This window comes from Microcoleus sp. PH2017_08_TRC_O_A (assembly GCF_020738665.1).
Lineage (GTDB): Bacteria > Cyanobacteriota > Cyanobacteriia > Cyanobacteriales > Microcoleaceae > Microcoleus.
The window spans coordinates 1-19,023 of the sequence record NZ_JAEQCE010000039.1; the positions used below are offsets into that span (position 1 = coordinate 1).

General features: G+C 45.9%; 10 protein-coding genes. 4 read left to right on the plus strand and 6 right to left on the minus strand.

What is annotated here, in order from left to right; genetic code table 11:
* Window positions 1–66: 66 nt before the first annotated feature.
* The 3 genes from JGK22_RS15645 to JGK22_RS15655 form a co-directional block, all read right to left on the minus strand.
* The gene (locus JGK22_RS15645) at window positions 67–9,867 is read right to left on the minus strand and encodes a tetratricopeptide repeat protein (RefSeq protein ID WP_293313146.1); all 9,801 of its coding nucleotides are present in this window, start codon (window positions 9,865–9,867) and stop codon (window positions 67–69) included.
* 123 nt (window positions 9,868–9,990) lie between these two features.
* Complete coding sequence (locus tag JGK22_RS15650; protein WP_293313148.1) at window positions 9,991–10,986, minus strand: homogentisate phytyltransferase; 996 nt, start codon at window positions 10,984–10,986, stop codon at window positions 9,991–9,993.
* A gap of 300 nt (window positions 10,987–11,286) precedes the next feature.
* Entirely contained in the window at window positions 11,287–12,240 is a 954-nt protein-coding gene (locus tag JGK22_RS15655; protein WP_293191414.1) for a methyltransferase domain-containing protein, read from the minus strand.
* On the opposite strand from JGK22_RS15655, the gene JGK22_RS15660 reads away from it, so the two are divergent.
* From JGK22_RS15660 to JGK22_RS15670, 3 genes are all read left to right on the plus strand, one after another.
* Window positions 12,234–12,392, plus strand: a complete 159-nt coding sequence (locus JGK22_RS15660; RefSeq protein WP_293181793.1) for a hypothetical protein — start codon at window positions 12,234–12,236, stop codon at window positions 12,390–12,392. The genes JGK22_RS15655 and JGK22_RS15660 overlap by 7 nt on opposite strands.
* Before the next feature lie 145 nt (window positions 12,393–12,537).
* Window positions 12,538–13,872: a TrkH family potassium uptake protein gene (locus JGK22_RS15665; RefSeq protein WP_293218229.1), complete on the plus strand. Its 1,335-nt coding sequence runs from the start codon at window positions 12,538–12,540 to the stop codon at window positions 13,870–13,872.
* A 267-nt stretch (window positions 13,873–14,139) separates the two neighbouring features.
* Window positions 14,140–14,835: a TrkA family potassium uptake protein gene (locus JGK22_RS15670; RefSeq protein WP_293181801.1), complete on the plus strand. Its 696-nt coding sequence runs from the start codon at window positions 14,140–14,142 to the stop codon at window positions 14,833–14,835.
* Window positions 14,836–15,198: 363 nt separating this feature from the next.
* On the opposite strand, the gene JGK22_RS15675 is transcribed toward JGK22_RS15670, so the two are convergent.
* Both JGK22_RS15675 and JGK22_RS15680 read right to left on the minus strand, forming a co-directional pair.
* Window positions 15,199–15,432 (minus strand): hypothetical protein, encoded by a 234-nt coding sequence (locus tag JGK22_RS15675; protein ID WP_293151796.1) that lies wholly within the window; start codon window positions 15,430–15,432, stop codon window positions 15,199–15,201.
* Between the two features lie 135 nt (window positions 15,433–15,567).
* A complete protein-coding gene (locus JGK22_RS15680; protein WP_293181789.1) occupies window positions 15,568–15,825 on the minus strand; it encodes a hypothetical protein in 258 nt (85 codons plus the stop codon).
* A gap of 252 nt (window positions 15,826–16,077) precedes the next feature.
* Between JGK22_RS15680 and JGK22_RS15685 the strand changes: the two genes are divergently transcribed.
* Complete coding sequence (locus JGK22_RS15685; protein WP_293313150.1) at window positions 16,078–18,045, plus strand: hypothetical protein; 1,968 nt, start codon at window positions 16,078–16,080, stop codon at window positions 18,043–18,045.
* A 284-nt stretch (window positions 18,046–18,329) separates the two neighbouring features.
* Here the strand turns inward: JGK22_RS15685 and JGK22_RS15690 are convergent, their stop codons facing one another.
* Complete coding sequence (locus JGK22_RS15690; protein ID WP_293181785.1) at window positions 18,330–19,010, minus strand: class I SAM-dependent methyltransferase; 681 nt, start codon at window positions 19,008–19,010, stop codon at window positions 18,330–18,332.
* Between the last annotated feature and the right edge of the window lie 13 nt (window positions 19,011–19,023).

Here is a 19,023-nt window from a genome sequence, read left to right on the forward strand (position 1 = left end):
GAGGGCGGGTTTTTGAAATTGTTAGTTTTGGGGCGATTATTGTTGGTGAACCCGCCCCTACGGGAATTATGTATATAGCCCGCCAATAATATTCAAAAAGCGTTTAACTTGTTTTTCCCAAGTCCAATCGAGCATAAAATTCGCCGCTGCTAAACCGCGACGTTTCGCTTCTTCGCGATTAGTATAAACTTGCTCTAAAGCCTCGACAACTTCCTCAACATCAGACTCTCCCCAACCTTCTACACCAGGAAAATGAGCAGTCGGTTTAACTCGTCCTTGATGCGACAAAGGATAGCAAATATTGCTATAAATTAAGTCTAAATGTCCGGTATTTGCTGATAAAATAGTAGGAATTCCGCAAGCCATACTTTCCATTGCGACTAAATTAGTGCCGCCTTCGCAGCGATTGGTGAAAACAGCGCAGTCGGCTTCTCGCAATATTTGTCCGGCGAGGTGATTGGGAATTAAACCGATGTCGATAAAAGATTCAACTTGTAAGCCGTTAGCCGCCAACCATTGCGAAATTCCTAAACTTCCGTCGCGGTTGATATTGGGAAGTCCCGCAACATTTCCGGTTTGTTCGATTCCTAGCATATACTGAGGCCAGAAGTTGTGCCATGTTGTTAGTAGTAAAGCTTCTGGATGTTTGGCGCGAAATCGTTTGAAAGCGGCGATTACAATGTCTTGCCCTTTGCGATATTCGAGTTTGCCGCCGGAGAAGATGACGAAGCGATCGCCAAATAAGTTAGATTTAGGTGCAGGATGGAAAATTGTGGGGTCAATTCCTTGATTTACCATCGCGACGTTAGTCAAGCCGCAGCTTCTCAAAACATCGGCATTCCAGTGGGAGCCGGCGACAATGGCGCGATATTTTTTGGCTGTTTCTAGGGCTGCTGCGGTAATGCGGGTGTCTTCAAAAAAGATGACTCCTACTTGACAAGGGCTGATTAGGTGATTTTCAACTCCCGAGGATGCTAAGTTATTCCCCAAAGCGTAAAGTACAGGAAAGTTACAACTGATTTGTTTGTCGGAATTTGCTGTTACTAATTCCTGAAATTGTTTCTGCTTTTCTACTGCGGGTGACAAGAGTGATTTGTGCAGCGGATTGATGGATTCTGAGGTGATGGACGGCGGTACTAAAAGTGCAACTTCCCAGGCGGGATTTCGCAGCAGTTGCAGTGTTAAATTCATGCCGTAAATGCCCCAGCCGCTGGTGATGCTGACTGGCCAACTGATGCCGATTCCTGTTATTTGTGGCGGGGTTTCTGGGGGGATATTTTGAGGAAGAACTTCTGGATATATATTACCAGGTAGAGTCTGGGAATGAGTATTTTCTATTATTTGTAGCGGAGTTTGTGAGAGGGGATTTTCAGTTTGAGCCTCTGGATATGCGTTAGTAGGTAGAGCCTGGAAACGGGTAATTAGCTGTTCTAGGGCTGCTTTTATACGATCGCCCACGGCATCCCAATCACCCGCCTGTGACTGCCTAAACAACCGCGCAGTGGGATACCAAGGGCTGTCTTCCCGTGTCAGCATCCACCGCCAATCGGGCATAAAGGAGAGCAAAATCCAGACAGGTTTGCCCAACGCACCGGCTAAGTGGGCGATCGCAGTATCAACACAAATTACTAAATCCAGTTGTGAAATAATCGCTGCGGTGTCGGCAAAATCGAGGCAATGTTCGCTTAAATTGGGGATTTGCTGTTGATTCAATAAAGTTAAATCGCCCGCCGACAAATCTTTCTGAAGGCTGTAAAAACTCGCGCCCGGAACATCTAAAAACTTCAAAAACTCACTCAACTTACAGGATCGCTCGTGATTTTTGCGGTGCAGTGGCCCGCCCGCCCACACAATACCTACTTTTAGTTTATTGTTCGATCCTAGGGAAATTTTACAATCATCGGGCGCAGCTAAATAAGGAATATTTGCAGGTATGTTTTCCAAAGTCGTCCCCAGAATTCGCGGCAAACTTAGCAGCGGCGCTTGCACTTGAAAATCTAGCAAATTCTGCGGGTTTGTGACTACATTATCTACGCCTGCCACTTTTTCAAACAAACGCTTCAGCGATTTATGACAAGCAACCATAACTTTGCCGCCTTTTTGCTTGACTAAAGGTGCGTAGCGGATAAAATGAATCGCATCGCCAAAACCTTGTTCTGGATGCAATAAAATTGTTTTCCCCTGCAAATCTGAACCATCCCAAAGCGGGTAATTGGTATATTGTTGTTCTAATTCTTGAGTGTGCCAGCGCGATTCGTACTCGGCAAAACCAGGCTGGAAATTGCCAGTCAACAGCAAAGCAAATGCTAGTCTTAAACGCAAGTCTGGAGATTCTGGAGATAGTTGAATTGCTTTAGTATAGCAGTCGATCGCCTCCGCAACTCTTCCTTGTGATTCCAGGGCATAACCTAAATATAAGTTCGTTTTGCCCTGGTTGGGATTGATTGCTAGTGCTTGCTGGTAGTGCGAAACTGCCTCGGCTATTTGTCCGTTTTCCTGTTTGAGATAACCTAAATAAGTGTGGGCTTCGGCGTGGTTGGGCGAGGCGGCGATTACTTGTTGGTAGCGCGCGGCTGCGGCTGCTTTGTTACCTTGTTTTTGTAATGCCTTTGCTATGTGAAACTGTACGTCTATTTCTGCGATCGCACTTGATGATGATTTAGCCTCAGTGGGAGTGGGAATTAACTCTTGTAAAGCGACTTTTATGCGATCGCCCACGCCATCCCAATCACCAGGTTTTGACTGCCGAAACAACCGCGCAGTGGGATACCAAGGGCTGTCTTCCCGTGTCAGCAGCCACCGCCAATCGGGCATAAATGAGAGCAAAATCCAGACAGGTTTGCCCAACGCACCGGCTAAGTGCGCCACAGCGGTATCGACGCAAATAACTAAATCTAGTTGCGATATCACCGCCGCAGTATCGGCAAAATCGTTCAAATTGTCGCTCAAATCTATGACAGAAGTTTGAGTTAACAAAGTCATGTCATCCGCCGACACTTCTTTTTGCAGACTGTAAAAACTGACACCGGGAATATCTAAGAATTTCAAGAAATAGCTGAAATCGCTCGATCGCACAAAATCCTTCAAATGTTCCGAACTTCCCGCCCAGACAATCCCTACTTTGAAATTGCGATCGCAATTTAGCGAAAATTGCCAATTCGGCGGCGCCGCTAAATAAGGAACATTGGCGGGTATATTGTCTAAAGTTGTTCCGAGAATGTGCGGCAAACTCATCAGCGGTGCTTGCACTTGAAAATCGGGCAATTCTTCCACCCGCACCGCCACTTGTTCGATACCAGGAATCTGCTTAAATAAACGCTTCAGTTCTTGATAGCAAGATATAATGACTTTGCCGCCCTTTTGCTGGACAATTGTGGCGTAGCGGACAAATTGAATTGCGTCGCCCAAACCTTGTTCGCAGCGGAGTAAAATAGTTTGTCCGTTCAAATCTGAACCGTCCCAAACTGGCTTGTCAAAATTCAACCGCGGCAATTTTTTCGCCTGATCTGTGTGCCACCGCCACTCGTATTCTGCTAAGCCGCGCGGCAAGTCACCTGTCAACAGCAAGACTAAGCCTAAATTGAAGTGAGCTTTAACACAGTCTGGAGCTACTGCGAGAGCTTGATTGTAACATGAAATTGCCCGATTTACGTCTCCCAATAGTTCCACGGCACTGCCTAAATTAGTCAGGGCTTCTACATAATTTGGCTGCAAAGATATTGCTACCTCAAAGCTAGAAATTGCCTGCTCTATTTTGCCCGCAGCCAAACATGAATTTCCCAGGTGATAGTGTCCTTTAGAATTGTTCGGTTCTGCTTCAATTGCACGCTGGTAAAGCCGCCCGGCCTCCGCTGGCTGACATTTTGCTTGCATCGCCACGCCCAAATTTACGAGGGCGGGTACGTAATTGGCATTGAGGGAAAGTGCTTGCTGAAAATAGACGATCGCACTTTGAATCTCGCCCTGCTGCTGGAGAGTCGCGCCGAGATTGTTCAGGGCTTTGACATAAACGGGATTTAGGGCGATCGCCTTTTGAAAGCAAATTACAGCCTCGGCGATATTTCCCCGATCTTGCAGCAAAATACCCAAGTTATTTTGCGCTTGGGCGCAGTTCGGGTCAATTTCGATCGCGCGCTGATAATAGTTGGCAGCTTCGGCTAAATCGCCTGTTTGGTGCAGCGTAACGGCTAAATTAGTAGCGGACTCGATGGAATCTGGCTGCAAAACTAAAGCATTTTTGAAATATGCGATCGCCTCGGCAAGCCTTCCTTGGGATTTCAGCAGATTTGCGCGATCGAATTGTTTCTTAGCTAACTCAATATTAGACTGAATTTCTATTGGTTGTCGAGCTTCCTGATGCTCATGAATTTTTGCTTCAAGCGCCAAAGTAGCCCGATCTAAAACTCCCTCCCAATCCCCCGCTGCTGACTGGCGAAACAAGCGCGCCGTCGGATACCAAGGACTATCTTCGCGCTCCAACATCCACCGCCAATCCGGCACAAAACACAGCAAAATCCACACGGGTTTGCCCAAAGCACCCGCCAAATGCGCTACAGAAGTATCTACCGAAATGACTAAATCCAGAGCCGAGATTACCGCAGCAGTAACTGCCATATCGTGCAAATTAGAGCTTAAATCTGTGACGGGCATTCGATCTAACCAAGCACGCTCGTCTGCTGTCATTTGCTTTTGCAAATTGTAAAAATCTGCTCCGGGAATCTCTAACAGTTTTGCCAACAAATCTAGCGGGAACGATCGTACCTTATTTTGTGAATGTTGAGTATTTCCAGACCACACAATCCCTACTTTCAAATTAGGAGTGTTCGGAAGAGCGCATTCCAAACCGGGTGGTGGAGCTAAATAAGGAACATTAGCTGGTATAGTATCTAAAGTTGTTCCCAGAATGTGCGGCAAACTCATTAACCGCGTATGAACTTGAAAATCAGGCGCATCGTCGGGATTAATTATTAACTCATCGATTCCCGAAACTTGGGCAAACAACCGCTGCAAGTGCGGCAAACACCAAACAATTACCTTGCCGCCTTTTTGCTTGACTAAATCTGCGTAGCGGATAAACTGAATTGCATCGCCCAAACCCTGTTCCGGGCAAAGCAAAATAGTTTTTCCCTCCAAATCTTTGCCGTCCCAAATCGGCTGAATAAAGTTGTGGCACGGAAACTCTTTTTCTTTAATTAGGAGCCGCCATTCGTACTCGGAAAAACCGCGCTGCAACTCTCCAGACAGCAGCAAAGCCAAACCTAAATTTAGGTGAGATTCTGGGTTAGTCGCATTGAATTGAACTGCTTGACTGTAGCAGGTGACAGCATCCGCAAATTGGCCGCCTTGGTGCAACACTTTCCCCAAACCGTTGAGGGGATTCATATTACCCGGTTTCAACTCGATCGCCCTACGGTAACAATCGATCGCCTCTGCCATATTTCCGGCTTCCTCAAAAGCTTTACCCAGATTGTTCAAAGCTTCGGGAAAGTCGGGTTGCAGGCTCAAAGCTTGCTGGTAACAGGCGATCGCACCTGCAATTTTGCCCTGTTTGTGCAGCACAATTCCCAGATTGCAGCGAGCCTCAGCATTGGCTGGTAACTGCTGAATCGCTTGCTGGCAAACGGCTAGAGCCTCATCTAACTTATCTTGCTGTTGCAGGGAACTCCCCAAACCGATCAGAGTTTCGGCTAAATCTGGTTGCACCGCCATAGCGCGATCGTAATAGGCGATCGCATCTGCAATTCTGCCCTGTCGGATCGAGGCGTATCCTAAGTTGTGCAAGGCGTCTACATAATTGGGTTCGAGAGCGATCGCCCGTTCGTAATTTGCGATCGCGCGATCGTAATTCGCGCCCGTTTCCTCTCCTCGTTCCTCCAAAGCAATGCCCAAATTCAAATAAGCCACAGCACAATCAGGATTGACTTGAATCGCTTGCTCGTACAACCTGACAGCCTCCCCCACATCCCCTTGCTCTTCCCGCAGCAGGCCCAAATTAACCAGCGCTTCCGCGCAATTCGGGTTCAAAGACAGCGCCCGCTGGTATTGGGCGATCGCACCTTCATTCTCCCCTGCTTCCGCCAGCGCGCTGCCCAAATTGCTCGCAGTTTCAGCCAAATTCGGGTCTATTTCTAGGGCTTGTCGGTAATGCGCGATCGCCTCTGTTAACCGCCCGCTTTGCTGTTTGACAACACCTAAATTGCTGTGGGCTGCTGCATAATTCGGATCGATCGCGATCGCCCGCTGGTAACACTCGATCGCACCGCCCAAATTGCCCTGCTGTTGCAAATCTCGGCCCAACCGCAACTCTGCATCCGCCGCCTCCGACGGCACAAATCCAGCAGAAACAGCGCCTAGAGCCTCCGCCACCCTAGCGAAAACACCCTCCCAGCCTCCCCTTTCCCGTTGCCGAAACAGCCTTGCACTGGGATACCAAGGACTGTCTTCGCGCTCCAACAACCACCGCCAATCCGGGGAAAACGCCAGCAAAACCCACACCGGTTTGCCCAAAGCCCCCGCCAAATGGGCGACAGCCGTATCGACAGTAATTACTAAATCCAGTTTGGCGATCGCAGCAGCAGTATCAGCCAAATCACCAAAATGCGGGCTCAAATCGACGATCGGCGTTCCATTCAACAGCGCGCGATCGGCCTCTAAAACCTCCTTCTGCAAGCTGTAAAAAGTTACCCCCGAAACGTCCAAAAGCGGCAGAAACTGACTTAAACCGCAAGAACGCTGCATATTTTTGCGGTGTTTGGGATTCCCCGCCCAGACAATCCCAACTTTCAAATTGCGATCGGGCAAAAGCGCAAATTCAGCATCCGCAGGGGGAGACAAATAAGCAGTAGTTGCCGGAATTGTTTCTAGCCTTGTACCGAGAACATAGGGTAAACTCAACATCGGCACTTGCACGTCAAATTCCGGCAGCGGTTCACCTCTAACTATCAGCAAATCAATGCCATCAACCATGGCAAACAAACGGCGCAATTGCGGGTAACAATCAACAATTACCCTACCGCCTCGATTTTTGACAATCTCAACGTAGCGAATAAACTGAAGCGAATCGCCTAAACCTTGTTCCGCGTGCAGCAAAACAGTCTTTCCCTGCAAATTGGAACCATCCCACAGCGGCCGGTATTCTCTCGCCGAAAGCGTATTTCCCGGCGCCGTCAAATAACAGGAATGGCCTGTTTTAAATTCTTTAATCTGCCAGCGCCACTCGTATTCGGCGAGGCCATTTGCAAAATCTCCCGCCAACAGCAAAGCCAAGGACAAATTCAGGTGAGCGCTAGCATGATCCGGATTCAAATGAATCGCCCGTCTGTAGCAGGCGATCGCATCTTCAACCGCGCCTTTTTCCAGAAAAGTCCTGCCTAAATTGTTGATAGCTTCCACAAAATCCGGCAGCAATTCCAACGCTTTGTGATAATACTCCAGCGCCTCTTCTAAATTGCCCTGTTCTTGCAAAACAGTTGCCAAATTGTTGTAAGCTTCCCAGCTATGGGGTTGAATTTCCAGCGCTCGGCGGTACAAATCGAGCGCCCTTAACAGTTCGCCCTTTTCTTGCAGCGCCACCGCTAAATTAATCAGTGCGGGCACGAAATCCGGTTCAGCAGCCAGAGCTTGTTCGTAATGTGCGATCGCCTGTTCCACTTTACCTTGTTCCTCAAAAATCTTTGCCAAGTTGTAAGCTGTTTGAGGAATATTGGGAGCGAGCGCTAAAGCTTCTTGGTAATGGGGAATAGCTGCATCTAATTCCCCATTTTCGTGTTTGAGAAAACCATAATTAATGCGCGCTTGGAAACAATTGGGAGCGAGAGATATAATTTGTTCGTAAAGGGCGATCGCCTCTAGCTTATCGCCTGTTTCCATTAAATGTTCTGCTTGTTGCAATAAATCATCTAAAACAGCCGAATTTTCGTCGCCCGTTGCGACAACAGATATCTCAATTCCCTGCAAATGCTTGGCTGCTGAGTCATTTCCTAAAGCTTCGCCCGCAGTCACAAATATTTGTTTGTTTTCCTCAACCAAGCTAGCGCCTGTCATTTCCAGAGGTAGATTTTTGGCAGCATCCTCAGCAGAAGTAGCAGAATTTGCGATCGCAAATAAACTCAAAGCCGCCTGCACATCCTGAAACAATTCTTGCCAACTTTCCGGCTGACTTTGGCGGAAAAGCCTTGCAGTTGGATACCAAGGATTGTCTTCGCGATCCAGCAGCCAGCGCCAGTCAGGAGCAAAAGACAGCAGCACCCAAACCGGTTTACCCAAAGCACCAGCCAAGTGTGCCACAGAAGTATCGACAGTAATCACTAAATCCAATTGAGATATAGCAGAAGCCGTATCAGCAAAGTCGTTCAGATGCGCGCTCAAATCCGGGACTAGATGCTGGTGCAACAAAGTGCGATCGCACTCCGACAAGTTTTTTTGTAAACTATAAAAAGCAATTCCCGGAACATCCAAGAATTGCATAAAATCGCTTAAACTACAAGAACGTTGATTATCTTTACGGCGCTGCGGACTTCCCGCCCAAACAATCCCCACCTTTAACTTTGCATCAGAAGCAAGTGCAAAACTGCACTCAGCAGGCGGAGCTAAATAAGGAACATTTGCGGGAATTGTTTCCAGAGTTGTCCCCACAATCCTCGGCAAACTCATCAGCGGTGCGTGAAAGTCAAATGCTGGCAAATCCTCAAAACAAACTGATAAATATTCAATCCCGACAACAGTCGCAAACAACCGCATCAAATCTGGATAGCAAGCCACGATAACTTTAGCACCTCGGCTCCGAAGCATCGGCGCGTAGCGAATAAACTGAATCGAATCGCCGAAGCCTTGCTCAAGGTGGAGTAAAATAGTTTTCCCCTGCAAATCCGCACCATCCCAAAGCGGCTGTGGAAATTGTCTCGCCTCTACTTGCGAAGTGCGCCACCGCCACTCATATTCAGCAAAACCGCGCTGGAAATCTCCAAACAATAGCAAAGTCAAGGCTAATTCCAGGTGTGCGATGGCGTTGTCTGGCTGCAATTCCAAGGCTCGATGGTGACAAGCAAAAGCTTCTTGAAATTCTCCTAAATCGACCAAAGCGTGGGCGAGGTTGTTAATAGCATCCACGAAGTCCGGCTTAAGTTTTAATGCTTGTCGGTAGTGGGAAATTGCTGCTTTAGTATTGCCTTGTTCGTGGTAAAATGCTCCGACATTGTTTTGAGCTTCGGGATTGTTAGGTTCTAATGCTATAGCTTGCTGGTAGCAGTCGAAAGCTTCGGGCAATTTACCTTGCTGCTGAAAAATTCTTCCCAATCCGATTAGAGAATATGTCAATTTTGGATTAATTTTTAAAGCGTGCAGGTAACAGGCAACTGCCTCATTTAATTGATTTTTGTCTTTTAATAAGCCTGCTAAATTGTGTGCAGTTTCCAGCAAGTTTGGGTCGAGCTGGAGCGCTGTTTGATAATATGAAATTGCCGAGTCTATTTCGCCCAAGTGCTGTTTGAGCCAGCCCAAATTATTGTATGCTAGTGCGGTATTTGGTGAAAGTTGGATGACTTGTTCGTAACTGGCGATCGCCCTTTGAGTAGCGCCGACATCCATCAAAACATGGGCTTTGTTTAAATGTGCCTCTACAAAATCGGGGTTTTGGGCGATCGCGCGATCGTAAAAGTCGATCGCCTCAGCCACTTTTCCCTGCTGTCTGACTGCAATTCCCAACAAACACAACACATTTGCTGACTCCGGCTGCGCTTCCACAATTTGCCGGTACAAATTTTCAGCTTCTAACAAACGCCCCGCTTGATGATATTCCCAAGCTATATTCAAAGAATCTTCACCACGCATTTTGACGGCAGATTTTTGGATTTTTTTCTTAGAAGCCATAGTTGTCTGTGTTGTTTGTTATTTGTTGTTTGTTATTTGTTGTTTGTTATTTGTTGTTTGTTGTTTGTTGTTTTTTACTATAACAATAACCGCCAACTGCCAACTGCCAACTGCCAACTGCCTTCATCCCAACAAACAAGCTGCGGGAAAAATCAAATATTCTAAGAAAAACAACTTCCAAATAAACTGATAAAAATCAGCAATTTCTTTCTGCTCGTCCAAATCAACTTTGACACTCCAAAACCACATCAAACCCAAAGCCACCAAATGAGCAACCGCCAAAAACACTAAATTAACATTAGACAACACGACTGCTCCCGCCAAAGTCGCGCCCAAATAGCAAACCGTCAACACCCAGCGAGATAAATTAAACACAGCCTGCTTGCCCAACTCGATCGTCAACGTAGTAATATTGTATTGCTTGTCGCCCTCCATGTCAGGGATATCTTTGAAAATGGCGATCGCAAAAGTAAACACGATCACAAAAACCGTCAGCACCCAAACTTCCGCCGGAATCGCCAAAGACAGACTATTTAAGCTCCAGCCCGTAAAAACGCTTTTCGCCCTTCCCAAACCCAAAACCCAATTAAAGTGTAGAAACAGCCCTAAATTGACGATCGCCCCGCGCACCGTAAAAATGCACAGCGCCGCCCAAAAAGGAAACCGCTTCAACCGAATTGGTGGCAGAGAATAAGCAGTCCCAATCGCCAAACTAACGCCAACTGTAGCCAGCAAAAACGGGCCTTGCAAAACAGCAGTCACAACCGCTATAATTCCCGTTGCAATTACAATCAACTCCCCAGTTTTGCGAGAAAACGCTCCCGAGGCGATCGGCAAATACGGCTTATTTATCTTATCAATTTCAACATCTTCTAACTGGTTCAATCCCACAATATAAATATTGCCGCAAATGCAAGCCAACCAAGCAAAAGCTAGCGGCAGAAGTATAGGATTCACAAATAATCGAGTGCTTTGGGCGATCGCATACAAAGCCAGTACACTCAAGGTAGTGCCGATAATCGTATGCGGCCGAGAAAACTCCCAAAAAGCGCTCACCCAGCTTTGCGGAGCCGAGCCATTTTCATCAATCCAAGACTTACCAATCGAATCGTTGCTCATAAATCCTACAAACGCACCAAAAAATAATATTAAGTAAGATGGAAATTGTCCACCTTACTTGATTGAACTTGCCGCCAGAAATATCATCAACCGAACTTCTTCATTCCTTCTTCCTTCATTCCTTCCTTCTTTCTTCCTTTTTACTTCATTTCTTCGGTCAACTGTCAACTCTTCCTTCTTCCTTCCTTCTTCCCTCTTCCTTCTATCCGTTACATCCGTTACATCCGTTGCCGAACTTCCTTCTTCCTTCGGTCAACTGTCAACTGTCAACTGTCAACTGTCAACTGTCAACTGTTCCATTTATTTTACAGCACAAATCAGCCCGAAACGAATCAATCCGCTCTCATATCCCCGACTCATCAACCCCAGAGCAAGTGCAGCTTGAATAGTCGTCCAACCGCTCGTCAACAAACCCCAAATCGCGCTCGGAGTCAAAGCAGAATCGATCACCACATCCCAAAAAGGAGCCACAGCTTTTGACCAATCAGCACTGCGAATACTTGTCAGAGGCAAACTGCGGACAATCTCCTCATATTCCGGCAAAGAAATCACATAAGGCAAAGCATAAACTCGGTAAATTTCTGCCAATTCCTTCCTCTCTGCATCAGTCAATTCTCCCGCTGTTTCTCCCAGCGGGCGGTGACACCAAGTTGCCAAAATCAAAGTTCCTCCCGGCTTGAGCACGCGGCAGCATTCCTCTAAAAACTTAATTTTGTCGGGCATATGTTCCCCACTTTCGAGCGACCAAACCAAGTCGAAGGACTCATCAGGAAAAGGCATATTTAAAGCATCTGCTACTAAAAAGTTAACATTGCTTTCCAGTCCAGCAATTTTAGCGCGTTCCTTTGCTCTGTTTGCCTGTACCGGACTCAGCGTAATGCCGGTGGCTGTCACCCGATCGCCCTTTTGATTTGGTTCCGACGATCGACTAAAATCGCGATCGACCCCATCATCCGACTTTAAATTATTTTGCGCGATCGAACCAAACTTTTCGGTCAAATACAACGTGCTCCCACCAATGCCGCAACCGACATCCAGAATGCGGTAAGGTTCTGATAGCGCTCCGGCTGTCGGCACTCGGGCCCAGGAGAGCAGTTCCTCGATCAAATCTATCTGAGCCTGTCGGCGCTCTTTCTTTAAGTTTCCATCCGGGCCGTAGTAACCGTGGTGCATATGTTCGCCCCACACCTGCTCCCACAAACCGCTAGAAGCGTCGTAGAGTTGCTGAATTTGCTGGTAAAGTGTTGATGTCATCGCACGATCGCAAGTTGTTACAGGAATTCTACCGTGATTGTCCTGTTGTTGTCATCGAACTTGGCGGCGAAAGTGCGATCGACAGCCGGCACTCGCACTCGCAGAGATATCCTGATTTCGGGCCAGGCGATCGATTTGTGAGTTCCCTTTAAAATCCCAAATCAAAAATCTAAAATCGATTTGTGGGTTCCCTCTAAAATCCCAAATCCCAAATCCCAAATCCCAAATCCCAAATCCCAAAATCTCAAAATCTCAAAATCCCCAATCTAAAATCTAAAATCTAAAATCTAAAATCGAATGACTGTCTCGCGAACTATTTGTTTAGGATTCATCGCCGTCATTACCGCAGGTGCTCTACTACTAATGATGCCATTTTCCACAATTGATGGAACTTGGAGCGATCCAATCACAGCACTCTTTACCTCTACTTCCGCTGTCTGCGTCACAGGGTTGTCGGTTGTAGATGTCGGAAAATATTACTCTTTTTGGGGGCAACTGTGCCTCGTGTTACTGGTGCAAATAGGAGGCTTAGGCTACATGACAGCCACAACTTTCTTACTGCTGCTATTGGGCCGCCGCTTTGGTTTAAAAGACAAAATTGCCCTGCAACAATCACTTGACAAATCGGGACTAGCCGGAGTATTACAACTCGTGCAGTCAATTCTAGCAACAACCGCTTTGTTTGAATTGACTGGAGTGTTTTTGCTGATGTTAGTTTTTGTCCCAGAATACGGATTTAAAGACGGTCTCTGGTCTGCTATTTTTCACAGTGTGAATTCTTTTAATAACGCCGGATTTAGCATCTATTCAGATAATTTAATCCGCTACGTCAATTCGCCTGTGATTAACTTCACAGTCACCGGATTGATCGTATTTGGGGGCATCGGCTATCAAGTAATTATGGAAATGTACCTGTGGCTGCGCGATCGCTTCAACAAAAGCCCCATCTGCACAGTTTTTTCCCTGAATTTCAAAGTCGTTACCAGTACAACTGCTGTCCTTTTAATTTTAGGAACCCTAGCATATTTAGTGCTGGAATACAACAACCCAGGAACTTTCGGGCCTCTAAATTTTCCTCAAAAGGTGATGGCAGCTTGGTTTCAATCTGTGACGCCCCGCACGGCAGGATTTAATACAATTGACATTGGAAAAATGAGCGAAGCCGCGCTATTTTTGACCATCGCGCTGATGTTTGTCGGCGCCAGTCCCGGTAGCACCGGCGGCGGCATCAAAACCACAACTTTTAGGATATTGTTTAGCTGTACCGCAGCAGTTCTCGAAGGTCAGGAACAGGTGCAGTCCTATCAGCGTCAAATCCCAGCAGCCCTGATTCTGAAAACCATTAGCGTAGTCTTCGGCTCGCTGTTAGTCGCCTTCTCATCTGCAATTTTAATTGAACTGACCAATCCCGAACTAGAATTTATCCAAGTGCTGTTTGAGGCCGTGTCAGCTTTTGGTACAGTTGGCCTTTCCACAGGGATTACAGCCAAGATTTCGGCGATCGGCAAATTAATTTTGATTGCGACAATGTACATAGGTCGGGTTGGCGTGCTGCTGCTGATGAGTGCCGCATTCGGCGACCCCAAACCCAGAACTTTTAAGTATGCTGAGGAAAGTTTGTTAGTCGGATAGCAAAATCCTGCCTCGTTTCTGATAATCTAAACAATGGGTCATATCAAATCCCGTTGCATCGGAATTATGTAGTGCGAGCGTCTCGCTCGCGATTCAGGCCGCGAGCGAGACGCTCGCACGCTCAACGATTCAAATATATAATTCCGATGCAACCGGAAACGATATCACAACCCAAATCAACTTTTACTATTTACTCAAAAATCAAAAGGAGGCAGCGCTGTCTATGCTAAAATTTGAATATCCAGACCTTCAGCGCTGAATATGAGCGTGAACCTTTCATCTTTAAGATTTTTCCGCAGTTTGCGCGCGGAAAACAAGCAGTTTGCAGTTATTGGTTTGGGACGTTTCGGCAGAGCTGTGTGCTCGACTCTCCACGGCTTGGGTTACGAAGTCCTGGGAGTTGACACCGACGAAAAAAAAGTAACTCAAGCTTTGAGCGATCGCATTTCGGCTCACGTTTTGCAGTTAGATTCTACAGAGCCTAGCGCTCTACAGGAAGCCGGTATATTTGAATTTGAAACAGTGATTGTGGCGATCGGCAATTACCTCGCCGAAAGCATTACCACCACCCTCAACCTCAAGGAAGGCGGGGTAACTCACGTCATCGCCAAAGCTTCCTCGGAAACTCACTTAAAACTGTTGAAAAAAGTCGGCGCCGATCATGTAGTTTTTCCCGAACGAGAAATGGGCTGCTCTTTAGCCCGCATTCTTACACAACCCAGCATTTTAGAACGCTTTGACCTCGACCCAAATCACAGCATTGTTGAGTTGCTCGTTCCTGAAAAATTTGACGGTAAAACCATTGCGGATTTGGATCTCCGGCGCCGGTACGGTTTGAACTTGCTCGCAGTCGGTCGCGCCGACAAGTTCGAGATCAATCCCCAGCCAAACGAACGCTTGAAAAACGGCGAGGTGATGGTAGTAATTGGTTCTAATAAAGATATCAATCGCTTGCCAATTTAACAGATCGCCATTTTACTTGCTCGATCTCTAGGGTGCGCCGCAAGCGCACCTTATATTATCTGCGATCGAGGCACCACCTGAGACTTGAATTGCAAGCCCTAGCTAGGAAATGAGAATTAAATAACTTCCACAAGTTTGTGGGATGGGCGGGACGCCCATCCCACAATAACAATAAAGATTGTAAGTTATTTAATTATCATTCCTAAATAAAAATACCAATGCTGCGGTTGCTTTGGCCGTGGCGGTTTGCTCGCAGAACACAACGGAAACCATCGCCACAATCGAAAATTTTTGAAGAAAATAGAAGCACCCAACGATCGATCGTCGCGCAAGCCCAAATCTAGGAGCGCTAGCCCTCAGAATTCAACCGACTTTCAAGATATCTTGCAAATAAGCTTTGCCAAAAACCAGCACCACCAACACTAGAGCGAGTTCAACAGGCCAAGGACAGACCGCAAAAAACCAAATTAACGAACACACCCCAATAATTGCAGCTATGGGAGCCGGAATCCCGTCTAGCGTTCTCTTGTCAGTCCCAGCAGTCACGAGTCCAGCGAGCAAGCAGAGCGTAAACGGAATCAAGCAACTTGCGATCATGGCTTTTACCTCATTAAATTTTTTTTAGATATGGCAGATGAGCATATTGTAACGATACATGAAAAATTCGGAAACGTACCAGAATCTTTGATAAAATTTAATGTTAGGTCATTGATAAGCTGTAGCCACACTTGTTTAATTTTGAGCTTCGACTCTCTCCGAAGGCAGAATTTGGGAATTTTGGTTTCGGGATTCGCGATCGCAGCCGAATACCTGGAGATGAACTGCGATGCACCCTCGATCGCACTTCTGCAATAGATTCCCGACAAAATGCGACAGTACAAAGGCTGGGCCGATTTCCGGTAGCCTGCCTTTTTGCTGTCTGTACAGACACGATGTCTGTAGAATGCCGATCGCCCCGCTAACCTTTCCCTCCATCGCAGGAAAGAACATATTGCTGGGCGATCGATCTTTTTGTGTTCGAGCGTGCGATCGATCTTTGCTTCCCCATCTCTCACTAAAAAATAAATTCCCAAGCCATTAACAGCCTTTTCTATCGCCATTAATTAATATAAACAATCAACAATAAATTGACGAAAACCACCCTCTATTGTATAATCGAAAACCCTCCCTATAAAAATAGCCGACACTTGACAACTAATCAACTAAAAAGTTAACTATTTAATAGATACAACTCCTACAGCAATGATGTCATACCTCATCTCATTTTTCTACGGTATTTGCCTGCTACTATCCCTCATAGGTTGGGGAAAAGTCCTCAACCACATCCTGTTTCCCAACCAGCGAATTGACTGGGGACAAAGAGCCGCTTGGGGTCTAGCTTTTAGCGTTCTAATTGGCGGCATCTTAAATGCAACCTGGACTATTTCCCAAACCACAATTCTATTTTTTTTAGGTTTGGGACTCATTTACTGTCTAGTAGATTTAATAAATCACAGACAATTAATTATTAATAATATCTGGCACTTATTTCAAGAATGCCGCAAAGATAAAGTCATCTTAGCAGCCATTGCCATAGTTAGTCTACTAATTTTAATTCAATACGCCGGATGGCTTTATACAGGTAGACACAACTTTGCAAATATGGTCTATGCTGACGGATTTAATACTAGCGACGACTACCACGGTTACTTAGTATTTCCCCACAAAATGCTGCAACTCGGTTCGATGGGTTCAGACCCTTTTAGCGAACGAAGAATAGTATCTTTAGGTGGGCAGTCATTTCTCCAAGCATTGATTTTAAGCGGACTTTCCGACACTAATCTCAACCTCATCGACCCCGCTTTGCCCCTGATAATTACTGTCGGACTAATCCTAGGATTTTTCAAAGAAAATAAAGTTTCAACCAAACGAATCGTCTTCACTATTTTATTCTTGCTTTTGATTCCACTTCCCAAAGCCAACACTACAAGTCTCATGCTGCCAGTCGCTTTATTTGTAAGTTTGTTCAGGACGCTTGACAGTAAAGAGATAGAACGCAACCATTGGGCGGCAAATGCTTGTATATTAGCTTTAATTGCAGCGGCTATTTGTGCTTTAAAATCATCGCTAATACCCGCCTGTGTCTTTCTATTTGCCACCAGCTATATTTGCTATTTAATTAGCTCCGAATCCAAACAAAAAGTTTTATTTGAATTGGTATTGACAACAGTATTAGTGGGAGTATTTCTACTGCCTTGGATGATTTCAATGTATCAATCCTCAGGCACTCTATTGTATCCTCTTTTGGGAAAAGGCTATCACGCCTCCGCCTACGGCATTACCTTCAAATCAGGTTCGACGTTATTAGGAACTGCGAAAAGCGCCATGAGAGCATTCCAAGGTATTTATGTTTTTATACTGATATTTCTCGGCTGTTTGAGCTTGAGCATCCGACCATGGAAGTTTGGCAATTTACCCGAAGAACCTTCGTTCTCGAACCGCCAAGCAGTTTTATCAATGACAATTGCAGCGGGATTGGCGACAATTGCTGTAGGTGTAATTACCGAAAATGCCGACCCTTTTCGCTATTCGTTTTCTCACCTTTTCCCAGCAATTTTAATATTGATCGCGGTAGCAATGACCGACACTGGAGCATTAAACAAAAACGGAGCAGCCAACTTTTTTATTGCTGCTGTATTTTGTGCGGGGTTGGCAATTAGCTATAACTGGGCTATCACTAAACAGACTTACTCAGCTTATGTAAAAAATATAGAATTTGGGCTGACAAATCCATCATTAGTTACAGCAAAGCAAAAGTCGCAGTACGTAGCAATACAGGAGTCTGTGCCACAGGGAGAAACAGTTTTGACCAGACTAGATGCACCTTTTATCCTCGACTTCAAACGCAATCAAATTTTCCTAGCAGACTGGCCGGGGGGAGCAAGTTTGCCACCCGGTATGCCTGTATTCAAAGGCCCTGAAGCCTTAGCAAACTATTTAGTTTCAAAATCTATTCGATACATAGCTTATTCGTCTTGGAGTCTCAATCATCCCGCAGATGTAGATACTTCGGGGCCTGGATTGTCATCTTGGTTTCGACTGCAAGCAAAACTCTCTCACGATTTTCGCGATAACGTGCGGCAACTTGCAAAAAGTCGCAAAAAACTTTATGAAGACGGAGAAAATTTTGTGTTAGATTTGGGAACTAAAGCCATCTCTATGGGTTTGTAGTTCTGAACAGTTGCTAGAATCAAAGCAAGCTGAAAAAAGTCTTACATGATACGCTACTCATAGCAGTAAGGTACGCATTGCACACCCTACAATAACTTTACTCTTTAGTCCGCGGAGGCGGACTTCGTTTGTGTAGTAGCGGTTTCAACCGCCGAGTCTTAGGAATGAGAATTAAATAAGGATCGCAAATTAAATAATTTACACAAGTTTGTGGGATGGGCGGGACGCCCATCCCACAATAACAATTAAAATTGTAAGTTATTTAATTCGCGATCCTTATCTAATCAAAGGGGATTTTTAACATAAAAGAGCAGATTGGATATCAAACCGAGAAGCCGAAAATGTCTGGTAGAAACTTGAGCATCTGCTGGGAGCATCTTTAACACATCTTTCTCGGATAATAGGTTGAGATTCTCCTCTTTGGCAAAGAAGTTTTTGCCGAGCAATCTCAACAAAGCTCGAAACCAAGAAGGGGGAAACCAATGAATTAGGGGAACAGCAGTGTGGAATTCTACGGGATACCAGCGGTTGGGAGTGGTGATGCAACAAGTTTTGCCGACTCGGCAAAGTTCCCGAACAAAAGCTTTTTGCTGAGTCCTATTGCCGACGTGTTCGATTACGGCAAAACTCACGACTAAATCAAAACTTTTGTCGGGAAATGGTAAAGTCAACCCGTCGGAACGGACGTATGTTAAACCGGGATATTCTTCTTCTAAAAAGGCAGCATCTTCCATGCCGACTGCGGTTATTTTATGGGGGTATGGATAGAGTTTTTCAAAGAAATTGCAATCTTCGCGACGGTCGGAAGTTACTCCTACATCCAGGACGGTTGTGTCGTCGCTGGGATTGGCTAATCCCAGGAGCAAATCAAACATTTTTTGGCGGGCGTACCAAGATAGTTTAGTGGCGAAACCACCTAGCTTGGGGCCGATATACTCGCTGGAATTGTTTTCAGTTACTGTCATAGGATTTGAGGTT